Genomic DNA, 13301 nt, shown 5'->3' with positions numbered 1-13301 from the left:
CGGGGCATTTTTGTGGCGGAAGAATGGTCTTCAGGATATTCCGAACAGCTCGGCTAAATACGTATTTACGAACAAGCCGTCAGGGTCGAGCTCAGAGCGAATGGCGAGGAAATCGGGCAAGCGCGGATAGACCTGATAGAGCTGCTCGGCGGTCATGGTGTGCATTTTCCCCCAGTGTGGACGTCCTCCATATCGGGCGAAAATCTCCTCCATCCGGGCAAAGTAATCTTCGTAGGGCATGCCCTTGTACATGTGGACGGCAATGAAGGCACTATCACGCTCATAGGCGGGACTGAGCCAGATGTCGTCCTTTTTGACATACCGGCATTCCAGCGGAAAATGAACGGCAAAGCGTTCCTGCTCAATCGCCTGACGCAACTCCCGTATGGCATCACCCATATGCTCAGCGGGTAAGCAGTATTCCATTTCATAAAAACGAACAAGGCGAGGGGTGGCGAAAAGCTGATGGCTGTAGCCGCTCTCATGGACAGAGGGAACGCTTTGGGCGGACAGCCTGCTGACGCTTTTGGTGAGAGAAGGGCGCAATCGGCAGCTCTCCGACAAGAGCCAAAACAGCCCATTTTCCACCACCATTTTTTTCAAATAGCTCCATCGTTGATTGCCGCTGGGGGGATCGCTGGTCTCGTTCATGAATTTCACCTGAACGGTGTCTGAATACGGGAAGATAAAAAATTCGAAATGCCGATGCTCGGTTTTAAACGTTTCCAGAGAGGACAGGCACTCCTCCACCTGCATGCGACGGCTTTGGTAGCGCAGGCGGTAGGCTGGGAGGACACGCAGCTTGACGCGTACGATGATGCCCAAGAGACCAAGAGAAACTTGCATGGCTTTGAACAGCTCCGGCCGGGCCTGCTCGGATACTTCCAAAACCTCCCCGGCTGCGGTGACGACTGTCAGCCCGACGACTTGTGTGGAGATGCTGCCAAAATGAATGCCTGTGCCATGTGTCCCGGTGCTGACGGCCCCTGCAATGGACTGGGCGTTAATATCTCCGAGGTTTTCTTGAGAGTAGCCCGCTTGATGCAGGAGGTGACCGAGTGTCTTGAGCTTGGTGCCTGCCCAGACTTCAACGGTATCATCGGCAGGGTTTACACTGACGATTCCTTGGAGATGATCCAGGGATAGCAAGCAGTCTTCTGTCTGGACCAGCCGCGTGAAGGAATGACCGGAGCCGACGACTCGAATCCGTGTACCTGCCTTCTTGCAAGCAAGGACAAGCTGCACGACCTCATCCACGGACTCTGGCATCGCGACTTGCTTCGGCTGGCTTTGTACATTTCCTGTCCAATTGGTCCAGTGATTCGCGTGCTTCTTTACAGTGAGCATAATCCATCCCCCCGATAGGTGGTCACTTCCTCAATGATTTTCCCGCCAGAGATGCAATACAGCCGGGTAAAACGCTCGCAGAGCTCTCCTGCTTTGGCGTGGCGAAAAAAGATCGGGTCTCCCAGTTCCAGCGTTTCCAAGCCTTGATAGTGGATCGGTGTCTGTACTTCACCTGCTCCTTCGTTGGGGAACAGCTTTGCTCCCGCTGGCAAGTAGGGCTTGGGTAGTCTGTCACGCCCAGCAGAACCAGAGGCGATGTAGCCCCCGCCGGCACATGTGTAGATACGCTCTGTGGGCTTGCGGATAATCTCCAGGGCAAATCCGGCAGCAGGATGAAACCGAAAATCTTGAAAGTAGTCAAAGAGCCCAGGCGAAAAAAAACCGGAGCCTGCTGTAACCTCTGTGACGGCGTCTTCTTTCCCGGTCAAGTGCAAGCTGCCCGTTCCTCCACCGTTTACGAAGCGGAGGGAAATGCCCAGCTCGCGAATGGCGTGCACCAGTGTGGCGCGTCGAGCAGCCACTTCTTTCACGGAATATTGCTTGAGGAGACGAATGATGCTGTTTTTCAGGAATTGACGAGGGTATCGATCACCAACGCCAGCAATTTGAGCTTCATACCCCATGACACCATCTAGGTAGAGATGATCGGAGGAAGCAACGCGCTTGGCAAGGGAGAGGGACGCTTCGAGAGAGCGGAGTGGCGAGCGCCAGACGCCGAAATGCAGCCCCAACACATCAGACGACATGTCGATATCGAGACAGACCGGCAGTCTGGTTCCTGTTTCCCGGGCGATTTGTTCGAGCTGTTCGACATGAGGGAGAGAGTCGATCATTAAAGTAATGGAGCGTCCGTTCTTAATCTCAGCGGCGATTGACAAAAGCCAGCTTTTTTCCCAGAGCGGATAGCCAAGCAGCAGGTCATCGAAGCCTGCCTCGCACAGGTGAAGCACCTCAGGAGCGGAATAGCACATGAGACCACGAAAGCAATCGTCCAACTGCAATATATGTTTGAGAATGGCAACGCTTCGGATCGACTTGCTCGCGATTCGAACGGGTTTTCCATTGCTTTGCAAACTGATTTGCTCCGCATTTTCCTCCAGCAGATCCAGATCGACGAAAGCAAACGGCTTGGGAACACCGGCAAAGGCAGACTGATAATAGCGATAATCCCGCATGTACAGGCCTCATCCTTTTTTAAGAGAAATAAAGATCATGTGAAATATTTCTTAAAATTCTCTCTATTCTACCCATTTGTAATCGATTCCTTCCTGAGCAGATGAGCGTCATGTACAGAAAACGCGAATGTTCGTTTTTGAATGTTCGTGTTTTGTGGTAATTATTGATTGTAAAGGTATGTTAACAATAAAATTAACTTTAAAAGGCGAATAAATGGACTGTTTTCGGTTGACTTGATTCAGCTTATAAGCTACTATACATATTGTTGTGAAGAACAACACAGGCTTGACGAATGAAATAGTAATTTGTATTCGTATATCCTCAGAAATATGGTTTGAGGGTCTCTACAGGGAACCGTAAATTCCCGGCTACGAATAGGGCAGTTTTGGTATACCCTATTCGTCGGCCGGGAATTTTTTTCATTTTTTCGGGGAGGGAACGACATGAATAAGTATGATGTGATCGTTGTAGGAGCAGGACCAGCAGGGATTTTTACATGCTACGAGATAATGCGAAAAGCACCGAATGCCAAGGTGCTGTTGATTGATAAAGGGCATGACATCTATAGCAGACGCTGTCCGATCTTGGAGGAAAAGATCAAGCTCTGCCCGCCGCCAGCAGGAAAAAAAGAATTCGCAGGCTGTTTGCCGGCCTGTTCGATTACCAGTGGTTTTGGTGGAGCAGGCGCCTATAGCGATGGCAAATTTAACATCACCACCGAATTTGGCGGTTGGATGACAGACTATCTCAGCCCTTCGACTGTACTTGGGCTGATCAAATACGTAGATGAAATCAATTTGGAGCATGGGGCTACTCAATCGATTACGGACCCGACCACAGAGACGATCAAGAGCATCGAGCAGCGCGGCTATGCAGCTGGACTCAAGCTGTTGCGGGCGCAGGTGCGTCACTTGGGAACGGAGCAAAACCTGGAGATTCTCCAGTCGATCTTCGAGCATTTGAAGAAGCATATCGACATGATGTTCAAGACAGAGGTTGAGGACATCGTTACGGTGAAAGAAGCAGACGGACATCAGGTAAAAGGTGTGATCTTGAAAAACGGACAAGAGTATGAAGCTGATTACGTGGTAATCGGACCAGGACGCGATGGCTCCGCATGGTTGACGGATATCCTGAAAAAGCGCCGCCTGAAAATGTACAACAATCAAGTCGACGTAGGCGTGCGTGTGGAAACGTCCGATGTCGTCATGCGCGAAATCAATGAGCACCTGTACGAGGGAAAATTCATTTTCAATACATCTGTCGGAACGCGTGTACGGACGTTTTGCAGCAATCCATCCGGTCACGTAGTCGTGGAAAACCACAGTGGAGTGATGGCGGCAAACGGGCACTCTTACAAAGACCCAGCGCTGGGCTCGATGAATACGAACTTTGCGCTCCTGGTATCTCATACGTTTACAGAGCCGTTTGACAAGCCGAATGAGTACGCGAGAGAAATTTGCAAGCGGGCAAATGATCTGTCTAACGGTGGGGTCATCGTGCAAAAGTACGGCGATATCTTGCGCGGTCGCCGTTCTACAGAGTCGCGTATTAAGGAAGGCTTCCTGGAGCCTACTCTGAAGGAAGCGGTACCGGGTGATTTGGGACTCGTGTTGCCTTACAATACGATGAAAAGTTTGATCGAGATGGTGGAAGCACTGGACAAGGTAACGCCGGGAATTGCTTCCGAGCATACCTTATTCTACGGAGTGGAAGCGAAATTCTACTCGGCTCGTCCAAAACTGACTGAGGAATTCGAAACAGAAATCAAGGGATTGTTCTGTGGCGGGGATGGTGCCGGAATTACACGTGGTCTGGCTCAGGCTGGAGCTGCTGGGGTCTGGATGGCTCGCAATATCGCGAAACGCATGCAATAAGGAATACGTTCATAACCAATAGGCTTCTTGCTGGGCACGCTTGTGCTTGGCGGGGAGCCTTTTTTCATGACAAAACAACATCAGGAAAGTGATGGTCCCGATGTCACGAGGAATTAGGCAGAAGCGTATTGTATAGAAGGGCCAATAATCAAACCATGACTTTTTATTGGCATGGAGGTATCTATGTTTTTTTGTGATGATGACGATACCGCTGTAATTGCACTTTGGATTATTTCCATTGGTTTTGTCATACTCGCCATTGATAAAACAACCAGATTAAGTCAAAAGCCTGCCTGCGACAATGAAAAGTTGATACAGCCCCTCATTCAATTAAACAAGCAAGTCAATGGGAAGAACAAGAATGGCAATGACGACGATGAAGATAAGCAATTCAAACGAATTGAAGAGCAAATTGCCCAACTACGCGACAGTGTTCAAGATATAAAGAAAAACTTGCAGGAGAAGCCATCCAAAAACGGAGGGAAGAAGGATGATCGACAAAAATCTGGCGAATGAGCTGGTAGCAGTAGGCGGGTGGATCGCAGTTCTAGGTGCCTTCCTTGCTGCCATTGGCTCGACTGGTCAGGTGGAACCGGACCCGGATACTTCTACATCGAACGAAGCAAATGACAAAGAATCAAATGATTTGAAAAAACAGGTGGTGCAACAGAAAAAACAATTGCAAAAGCAACAGATACAGCTTGAACTGATTCAATTGGAACAAGAGCTCAACACCATCATCCATAGCACAAGAAAGAATGGCTAACAAAAAATGACTTCACCAAACTGCTTTTGGGCGAAGTCATTTTTTACTTGTTACGAAGGCTGTAAATTATCGTTCATTTTCTTCAATACGCGGTTAAAGATAGCGAGTTCTGCTTCGTCAAGGCCGCGGAGTGCCAGCTCTTCTTGCTCTTTGGCAGCCTCCAGCCATTCCGGGAACCGTTCGATTGCTTGCGGAGACAAGGACACATAGCGCTCACGCTTGTCATCACCCTCTGAGCGAATAATCCAGCCCATCTCTTCCAAACGGGTGAGTGTCCGGGTAATCGTCGGCGCTTCAACATTCAGGTAGTTACTCAATTGAACCTGGGTGAGCGATTCACGATAATGCAAGCAAAGGATAATACCCCATTGCGAGCTGTATAATCCCATGGGAGCCATAGTCACATTCAATGTTTTACTGAATATTCTTGCGGTTTGGCTAATTCGATGTCCATAATATTGCATGAGTATATACCTCCAGGAAAGCTGGTCCGATATATCGTACACTTTATTGCTTAAGTAAATATGTACACTAACATACTAGCAGTTTCGGACATATAAGTAAACGTTTATTCGATGGCGAAATAATGGATTTTCTGACACAAATAGAATCAGGCGAGTGTCATGGAAGAAGACACTCACCTGGCTGAAAAATATGGCGATACAGTGCATTAATCTGCGGACAAGATGCTCAGTGGTCCTTTTTCATTGATAAGCGGCTCCAGTTCATAGACCGAAATGGGGAACATGGGGAAACCGACGTAGTAAGGCGTAATTTCGTACAACTGGAAGTAGATGACCAGTGCTTTGTCGGCGAGGTAATAATCTTGATCGGGCTTAATCGAAGTAAAGCCATTGAGTGTGGGGATGCTTCTTTCTTTGATTTGACGCTTGATGTTTTCGGAAATCACCCTGACGTAATCGCTTCCTGGCTTGAATAATTCACGCAGCGTATACAGCTTGCCTGTTTGGATATCAGCGGTGATCGACCCGAGAAAGGTCATGCCGTGAGCCATTTGCGGTGTGTAGGCGTAGTTGCTCAACACGACGCTGAAAATACCGCGTTCGTTTGTCTTGATCTCGTAGCTTCCTTGCATTTCTGTATTTCCCGGTACCTGGACCCGTTGTTGCTCGTGAATCAAGCCTTGAACCGTTTGATAAATCGCCCGGTTGATATCTTTTTCCGCTTGCTGGTTGGCTAATCCCGCCAATTGCGGATAGTAAATCGTGGTGTTCGGACGGCTAATCGTCCGTGTCAGCACGGTAGCTGGCAATTGATTAAGTTCCACTTTTCTCCGTTTACCTCCTGTACGTGTGGGTTGTGTAATAGCCTATTCGAAATTGTTTTTGGCTGTTCTCACTTTTTTCACAAATTTGGCAAAGGTTTGGCTATATAATGGGGAAAGAATCCGATACATAAGTAAAAGGAAAAGGGGGGCAATTATGATTCAATTGATTCGCAATACCTTGACTGACAAAGAAGGCTTTATGATTTTTATCCTATGGAATCATTTGTGGATGGCGGGACTCATTGCCTACCAAGTGGATGTGAATTTCTGGAAAGTGACGTCCTTGGGATTGCTGGTCACTTTAATTGTTTCGCCGTATTATTTCATTCGCAAAGATAGTCTTGTGATTCGTTATCTGGTAGCAATCGGACTCATGTTTTATGCGATTTCATTCGATCACTTTACCACTTATCAAGAGGTTTCGTTTCTCGCCTTCATCGTCATGGGCTTTTTGGCAGCCTATTTGGACTGGAAGCTGGTCGTAACAGCGGGAATTGCCCAAATCATCGTCACCGTTGTCGGGTTTTATACGGGAACCTATGAGATTTTCAATGGTGATTTTTCGGAGCTCAATCTGGGTGTCCGTATCGTAGCGATTCTCATGATGATGGGAGCCGTAACGTATCTGTGTCTCGCCGGACAAGCCTCCCTGCAAAAAGCGCACGACGCAAGGCAGGAAGCAGAAGAGAAGGAGCGCCGTCTGGGAGAAATGCTTTTGAACATCCAGGAAATGACGGAGCAATTGGATCGTACAAGCGATCATGTACATGAGCATGCGGAAGGTACGAAGCGCAATACAGATGAAATGATGGTAGCCTTCAAGGAAGTCGCCGTCGGTATGGAATCGCAGGCGAATTCTACGGTAAAGATCGAAGAAGAGGTTCAATCCATCGATCAGGAAATCGAGGCAGTCACTACACAGACCAATGCAATGAAAACAGAATCGCAACAAAACAACCGTCGTCTGACAGAGAGCGTTCAGATGATGAACGAGCTGTCCTCGCAGATGGAGCAAATTGTGCAGGCAGTCAATGTAGCAGCCTCTACGATTCACCAGCTTAATCGGCAGGCCAATCGTGTAGAGGAAATTGTCGGCGCAATTAATCAGATCGCGACACAAACAAATCTCTTGGCACTGAATGCAGCGATTGAATCGGCTCGTGCAGGCGAGCATGGACGGGGATTTGCTGTTGTAGCGGATGAGGTACGCAAGCTGGCAGAACAAAGCGCGACAGCTACGCAGGAAATTACCGACATTCTCAAGTCACTCCACCAGGAAAGTGAGAATGCGGTGCAGCATATGAGCAATGGGGAAGTGTCTGTTGCAAAAGGCCAAGAGCTGGCAGTAAAAACAGTGGCCTCCATTGAAGCCGTGCGTGCCGGGATGATGGCCTTCCTGGAAGCAGCTGATCAAGTAAGCTCCAGCATGGACCGGGTAAAAGTGCGTTCCGGCGAAGTTGCCATTGAGATGTCGACGATTACAGCGGTAACCGAGGAATCGGTAGCCAACCTAGAAGAGCTCTTTGCGACAGCAGAAAACCAGCATCAAAAAGTGCGTGAGATTACGGAAGAGCTGGGCGAGCTGAATACGTTGTCGCATCGCCTCCAGCAAACCTTTCACGTAAATTAGAGGTTGTTTAAAAAGTCGTCTTTTGATCACGAAGTAGTTCTGAAAGCTGATTCGGCATCGAAATTGACGTTCACCTTCGAAGTCCGGTGCCCATGTAGGTCCCCTACATTCCGCACCTCCTTCTTCAGGTTCTCGCCAATTTCACGGTGCTGAAAAGACGACTTTTTAAACTTTTATTCACTTTTAGAAGTGTTTGGAATTGAGAAAAAAGAATTGCATTTTTGAACCGTTCTGCTAGAATGAATTCCATTGTAACTAAATATATTCACCTACCTTATCAAGAGCGGCGGAGGGACTGGCCCGATGATGCCCGGCAACCACTGATCATGTCTATGCATGAACAGAAAGGTGCCAATTCCTGCAAAACCTGTACCATGGTTTTGACAGATGAGGAAGAGAACGGCTTCGTACGCAAACTCTTCCTCCGGGGAGAGTTTTTTTGTTGTATTTGTAAAAGGGAGGAGGTAATAGACGAACGATAAAATAATTTTATAAGAGAATATTCGTAAATAGTATTGAAAATATAGGTAAAAAGCCGTACATTACCTAATAGGATAAAGAAAAAGTTCGGATAGGGAGAGATACATCATGAAGAAGTTATTGCTGGCATTAACGACATTCGCAGTATTGGCAACAGGGTGTTCGACTGGCACAAGCACACCTGCAGATCAGCCAGGAGGACAAGCAGCAGGACAAGAGGGCGCGGCAAAAAAACGAATTGCCTTGATTTTGCCTGAGAAAATCGGTGTGAATCCGTTCTTCCAACAAATGGATGAGGGTGCGAAGAAAGCTGCACAAGAGCTGGGCGCAGACGTGAAAACGATCGAATCTACCGATCATGGAGCGATTGAGGAAAATCTGCGTGTGGCTGTTGCAGAAAATTATGATTTGATCATCACTTCTTCCTTTACTTCAGAGGATGCATTGAAAAAAGTAGCTACCGAAAATCCTGACCGTAATTTTGCGATTATTGATACCGTAGTGGATTTGCCAAACGTACGCAGTGTTACCTTCCGCGAGCAGGAAGCGGCTTACCTAGTGGGAGCTGCAGCAGGTTTGGCAACGAAAACGAACAAAGTAGGTATGGTTGTCGCTCTTGATATTCCGCAGTTGAAAAAATGGACAGTTGGCTTCGAAGAGGGCTTGAAAGCGACAAATCCAAAAGCAGAACTGATGGTCAACTATGTGGGAAGCTTCACTGACCCGGCAAAAGCGAAGGAGTTGGCTTTGCTCCAAGCTTCCAAAGGCGCTGACTTCATTAACGGTGCAGCAGCAGTAGGCGACCTCGGCGTTTTCGAAGCGGCGAAGGAAAAAGGCTTCTTCACAGCAGGTCAGGATGTTGACCGTACGACGATTGATCCAGAGCATATTGTTTTGTCCCAATTGAAAGGAACTGATGCGGCAGCTTATGAAACCGTGAAGACCTTTGTAGAAGGAACGTTCAAACCAGGTGTTGTGGCGTACGGCTTGAAGGAAAAAGGTGTTGGCGTAACTTATGTCACGCACGAAAGCAAAACGCCACTGAACGCCTTTATTGGACAAGAGGTTGTCGATAAAGTGAAAGCGATCAGCGATGAGATTGTAGCGGGAACTCGCCAAGTACCAGATAAATTCTAAACACGCACGTCAAAAAGCTTGTGCACAGTGATGGATGTGACCGACTACGGCTGTGTAGTCGGTCTTCCATTTTCATAAAAGGACGTACAGAAATGAGGGAGTGGGAATGACCGATCGCTTGGAAATGAGGGGCATGACCAAGAAGTACGGAGATTTTACCGCCAACGACAAGGTGTCGTTCTCACTGGCAGCAGGAGAAGTCCATGCGATTGTCGGGGAAAATGGAGCGGGCAAAACGACACTGATGCGGATGCTGTACGGGATGGAGCAGCCGACGTCGGGAGAGATCGTGTTAAATGGCAAGCCAGTTGTTTTTCGGGGACCAGAGGATGCGATTCGAAATGGAATCGGGATGGTTCACCAGCATTTTATGCTCTTCGGTGAATTCAGTGTGACTGAAAATATAGTGATCGGATACGAGCCGAAGCAAGCGGGTTTTTTCAAAAGAAAGGACGCGGAGGACAAGGTGAGGGCGCTAAGTGAGCAGTATCGCATTCCGATTCATCCGCAGGCCAAGGTAGCGAATTGCTCGATTGGGGAACAGCAACGGGTCGAAATTCTGAAGGTCCTTTACCAGGGAGCGGATATTATCGTGTTGGACGAGCCGACCGCTGTCCTTACCCCGCTGGAGGTACGCGACCTGCTGCAAACGATTCGAAACCTGGCAGAGAGTGGCAAGAGCGTCATTCTGATTACACATAAGTTGCAGGAAGTCATGGAGGTAGCTGATCGTATTACGGTACTGCGCGGAGGCAAAGTGACGGGAACGGTTTCCCGTACAGAAACCAATACGGACGATTTAGCCAGACTGATGGTTGGACGTGAATTGCAGGAGCTAGCTGAGCGAGTTCCTCTGGATAAAGGCCCCTTGTTGCAGGTGGAGAATCTCACGGTTCGAGAAAAGCAGACACTGCTCGATCAAGTCAGCTTTACAGTGCACCACGGGGAAATCGTAGGAATCGCAGGTGTGTCCGGGAATGGACAATCTGAGCTGCTGCAAGCCATCAGCGGTTTGCGAACGGCACAGGAGGGTACGGTGCGTTTGGGCGGGAATGACGTGACGAACAAATCAGTAGCCACCATTCGGGATGCCGGCTTGGCGCATATTCCGGAGGATCGCTACCTGTGGGGAGCGGCCAAACTCTCAAGCGTCGAGGAAAATGCGTTGATGGGCTATCAGCGAAAGCCTGCTTACAACCGCCGCGGCGTCGTTTTACGGGAGAAATTCCGCCAAGTCGTAAAAGGCTGGGTGGAGCAGTTTGCCATCAAGACAGGCTCCCGACAATTGCAGGAGCTGGCAGGGAATCTGTCAGGTGGAAATTTGCAAAAGCTGATCGTAGCAAGGGAGCTGGGACAGGAAACCCCGTTTTTGATTGCGGCTGAGCCTACGCGAGGGGTGGATATCGGTGCCATGGAGTACATCCATCAGGCGCTGATCGAAAAGCGCAATCAGGGAGACGGGATCTTGCTTGTCTCGTCCGAGTTGTCCGAAATTCTCGCCTTGTCTGACAGGATTTTGGTCATGTATAAAGGGCGAATCGCTGGAGAGCTTTCACGCCTGGAGGCAACCGAAGAAAAAATCAGCGTGATCATGGCGGGAGGAAGCATTCATGGCAGCAATCAAAGAGCTATCTAAGTCATTGGTTCAGCCGTTCTTGGCTGTCGTCATCGGTTTGTTGACCGGGGCGCTGGTCATTGCTGCAGTTGGCGAATCGATTTTGGGCACCTATCAGGAAATGTGGAAAGGGGCCTTTGGCAGTTTTTATTTCTTTACATCTACATTAGCGAGAGCCACACCTATCATGCTGATTGCCTTGGGGCTTTCCCTCGCATTTCGGGCAGGGGTATTCAACCTGGGGGCGGAAGGGCAAATGGTGCTGGGTGCCGTCAGTGCTGCGTTAGTCGCGATCTATTTGCCAGCACCGGGAATGATCAAAATTGTGGCGGGTATTTTCGCAGGAATGGCGGTTGGCGGGTTCTGGGCGTTGTTGCCAGGCTTTATGGAAGCACGCTTTCGTATTCCGTTGCTCATCTCTACGCTGCTCTTCAACTACATCGCGGTATTGTTTGCGAGCTATCTCGTGACAGAGCCATTCCGGGATCGCTCGGGTTCTGCGGCACTGGCACAGACTGTCATGCTGGAGAAAAGTGCGTGGCTTCCGAAGCTGTTTGCCGGGATGAGTGTGCATGCAGGGTTTTTGTTTGCGATCGTTGCAGCGCTGCTGTTGTTCTGGGTACTTCGTTTTACGCCTTTTGGCTATGAAGTGAAGATGCTGGGCCAAAACTCGCTGTTTGCTCAATACGGAGGAATTAATCGGATTCGGGTGATGCTGACCGGGATGTTTGCCAGTGGTGGACTGGCTGGCTTGGCGGGAACCGTCGAGGTAATGGGGGCGCACTATCGTTTTGTGGACGGGGCGCTGACTGTACCGGGCTTCGCCTGGACGGGCCTGATGGCAGCTCTGCTTGCGAACTCGCACCCACTTGGCATCATTGTGACTTCGATCCTGCTTGCTGCTTTTCAGACAGGTGCCATGGGTGTAGAGCGCAATACGGATGTGCCGCTGGAGCTAGCAAGTGTTATACAAGCCGTATTGATATTGTTCATCTCCGCCAAGTTCAGCTACGACTGGTGGAAAAAGCGGAAGGCAAAAGGAGGGGAATCGCATGGAGCTCTTTGATTGGTCCCTTCTCAGTTCTACCATTCGGATGGTCACGCCGATCTTGCTGGCAGCTTTGGGTGGAGCGCTCTGCGCACGTGTCGGAATTTTTAATGTTGGCTTGGAGGGATTGGTGCTGGTCGGTGCCTTTTCCGCGATTGTCGGCAATCATTTTACCGGGAATCTCTTTCTGGCCGTTTTGATTGCGGCGCTGGTCAGCATTGTCTTTTCACTGTTATTCGCGTACATGACGATCAGGCTTAGGGCGAATGAAATCGTCATAGGTGTGGCGATTAACTTTCTCGCGCTGGGGTTGACGACATTTGCACTGCGTGCGATCTTCGGTGTCAAAGGGGCGTTTTACGATAAGGATATGGCTGGCTTGCCCACCGTCGAGATTCCTTTCATTCACGATATTCCGGTCATCGGAGGCATTATCTCTGGTCATTCACCGCTCGTGTACTTTGCGTTTTTGGTTGCGATTTTGTTGTATGTGTTCTTTTATCGGACGGTTACGGGCTTCCGCGTCCTCGCAGTTGGTCTGAATCCCGTTGCGGCGCGCAGTCTCGGTCTGAAGGTGACCGGGCTTCAGGTACTGGCGATTGTGATGAGTGGTGCATTGTGCGGGATTGCAGGGGCACAGCTTTCCCTGGGGCAAGTCACGATGTTTACAGAAGGCATGACGGCTGGTCGAGGCTTTATCGCATTGGTAGCGATGATGATGGGGCAGTCGCATCCACTCGGTATTTTGGCTTCGAGCCTTTTGTTCGGGTTGATGGATGCGCTTAGCATTCGTTTGCAGGGCTTTTCGCTTCCGACTCAATTTACGGCCATGCTGCCATACGTGCTGACGATTGCGGCGATGTTCTTCTTGAAGAATAAGAGTCAGATCGGCAGCGACAATCAGCAAAGCACCCGTTAAACACAGGCCATACAGCGT

At 49.3% G+C, this 13301-nt stretch carries 12 protein-coding genes and 2 riboswitches; of the genes, 8 read left to right on the top strand and 4 right to left on the bottom strand.

The genetic code is table 11. The annotated features are described in order from the left end of the window. Positions 1–30: 30 nt before the first annotated feature. Both C7R91_RS08035 and C7R91_RS08030 read right to left on the bottom strand, forming a co-directional pair. Positions 31–1347: a D-arabinono-1,4-lactone oxidase gene (locus C7R91_RS08035; RefSeq protein WP_047069943.1), complete on the bottom strand. Its 1317-nt coding sequence runs from the start codon at positions 1345–1347 to the stop codon at positions 31–33. Next, positions 1335–2522, bottom strand: a complete 1188-nt coding sequence (locus tag C7R91_RS08030) for an amino acid deaminase/aldolase (protein ID WP_047069942.1) — start codon at positions 2520–2522, stop codon at positions 1335–1337. Before C7R91_RS08030 ends, C7R91_RS08035 begins: the two co-directional genes overlap by 13 nt. A 292-nt stretch (positions 2523–2814) precedes the next feature. Next, positions 2815–2914: riboswitch (purine riboswitch) on the top strand. 52 nt (positions 2915–2966) lie between these two features. On the opposite strand from C7R91_RS08030, the gene C7R91_RS08025 reads away from it, so the two are divergent. The 3 genes from C7R91_RS08025 (at position 2967) to C7R91_RS08015 (ending at position 5166) form a co-directional block, all read left to right on the top strand. Beyond that, positions 2967–4400, top strand: a complete 1434-nt coding sequence (locus C7R91_RS08025) for an NAD(P)/FAD-dependent oxidoreductase (RefSeq protein WP_047069940.1) — start codon at positions 2967–2969, stop codon at positions 4398–4400. A 183-nt stretch (positions 4401–4583) separates the two neighbouring features. Next, positions 4584–4916 carry a hypothetical protein gene (locus C7R91_RS08020; RefSeq protein WP_047069939.1) on the top strand — a complete coding sequence of 111 codons (333 nt, stop codon included), beginning with the start codon at positions 4584–4586 and terminating at the stop codon, positions 4914–4916. Next, a complete protein-coding gene (locus tag C7R91_RS08015; RefSeq protein WP_047069937.1) occupies positions 4891–5166 on the top strand; it encodes a hypothetical protein in 276 nt (91 codons plus the stop codon). The genes C7R91_RS08020 and C7R91_RS08015 overlap by 26 nt, the downstream gene beginning before the upstream one ends. A 50-nt stretch (positions 5167–5216) precedes the next feature. On the opposite strand, the gene C7R91_RS08010 is transcribed toward C7R91_RS08015, so the two are convergent. Both C7R91_RS08010 and C7R91_RS08005 read right to left on the bottom strand, forming a co-directional pair. Beyond that, complete coding sequence (locus C7R91_RS08010; protein WP_047069936.1) at positions 5217–5630, bottom strand: MarR family winged helix-turn-helix transcriptional regulator; 414 nt, start codon at positions 5628–5630, stop codon at positions 5217–5219. Between the two features lie 206 nt (positions 5631–5836). Next, the gene (locus C7R91_RS08005; protein WP_047069934.1) at positions 5837–6454 is read right to left on the bottom strand and encodes a DUF3298 and DUF4163 domain-containing protein; all 618 of its coding nucleotides are present in this window, start codon (positions 6452–6454) and stop codon (positions 5837–5839) included. A gap of 154 nt (positions 6455–6608) precedes the next feature. Here C7R91_RS08005 and C7R91_RS08000 point away from each other — a divergent pair, with 154 nt between their 5' ends. The 5 genes from C7R91_RS08000 (at position 6609) to C7R91_RS07980 (ending at position 13283) form a co-directional block, all read left to right on the top strand. Then, a complete protein-coding gene (locus C7R91_RS08000) occupies positions 6609–8084 on the top strand; it encodes a methyl-accepting chemotaxis protein (protein WP_047069933.1) in 1476 nt (491 codons plus the stop codon). Positions 8085–8355: 271 nt separating this feature from the next. Continuing rightward, a riboswitch (SAM riboswitch) is annotated at positions 8356–8478 on the top strand. 194 nt (positions 8479–8672) lie between these two features. After that, positions 8673–9701 (top strand): BMP family lipoprotein, encoded by a 1029-nt coding sequence (locus C7R91_RS07995; protein ID WP_047069931.1) that lies wholly within the window; start codon positions 8673–8675, stop codon positions 9699–9701. Positions 9702–9807: 106 nt separating this feature from the next. Further along, positions 9808–11337, top strand: a complete 1530-nt coding sequence (locus C7R91_RS07990; protein WP_047069930.1) for an ABC transporter ATP-binding protein — start codon at positions 9808–9810, stop codon at positions 11335–11337. Further along, entirely contained in the window at positions 11312–12382 is a 1071-nt protein-coding gene (locus C7R91_RS07985; protein ID WP_017252474.1) for an ABC transporter permease, read from the top strand. Before C7R91_RS07990 ends, C7R91_RS07985 begins: the two co-directional genes overlap by 26 nt. Beyond that, the gene (locus C7R91_RS07980) at positions 12369–13283 is read left to right on the top strand and encodes an ABC transporter permease (protein WP_047069929.1); all 915 of its coding nucleotides are present in this window, start codon (positions 12369–12371) and stop codon (positions 13281–13283) included. The genes C7R91_RS07985 and C7R91_RS07980 overlap by 14 nt, the downstream gene beginning before the upstream one ends. Positions 13284–13301: the final 18 nt, after the last annotated feature.

Source organism: Brevibacillus formosus (assembly GCF_003013405.1).
GTDB lineage: Bacteria > Bacillota > Bacilli > Brevibacillales > Brevibacillaceae > Brevibacillus > Brevibacillus formosus.
This window is presented reverse-complemented; position numbering and strand designations above follow the sequence as displayed.